We start from the raw sequence: 471 nt of genomic DNA, 5'->3' as shown, positions 1-471 counted from the left end.
TTCATGACGCCGCAGACCATGGCCGTGATCACCCGCACCTTCCCGCCCGAGCGCCGCGGCGCCGCGCTCGCACGACTCGCGGCGCGCGCGGTAGCCGCCGGTCGAGTGGGCGTGCTTCACGCGGGTGTCGACCACCAGCACGGACAACCCGGCCGCGGCCATGCCCAGAGGCACGACCTCGGCCTCCAGCGAGCGGCAGTCGAGGAAGATCGCGGCGTCGGGCTCGCCGAGCATCGACGACATCTGGTCCATGATCCCGGTGGGGGCGCCGACCGCCTCGTTCTCGGCCGTGCGACCGATGCGCGCGAGGGCCACCGCGTCGAGCCCGGTACCCCACAGCTCGTTCAGCGCCGACGACGTGGCGCCCTCGATCGCGGCCGACGACGACAGCCCGGCGCCCACCGGCACGGTCGACGCGATCGCGATGTCGGCGCCGTGGCCCGGCACCCCCGTCGCCCGGCGCAGCGCCCA

1 protein-coding gene is annotated in these 471 nt (G+C 75.2%); it reads right to left on the bottom strand.

All coding sequences use genetic code 11. The annotated features are described in order from the left end of the window. A partial coding sequence (locus DW299_RS10730) for a GHMP family kinase ATP-binding protein (RefSeq protein ID WP_446724796.1) occupies positions 1 to 471 on the bottom strand: 471 nt, incomplete at both ends.

The sequence above is a fragment of the Microbacterium sp. K35 genome (assembly GCF_004794375.1).
Taxonomy (GTDB): Bacteria; Actinomycetota; Actinomycetes; order Actinomycetales; family Microbacteriaceae; genus Microbacterium; species Microbacterium sufflavum.
This window is presented reverse-complemented; position numbering and strand designations above follow the sequence as displayed.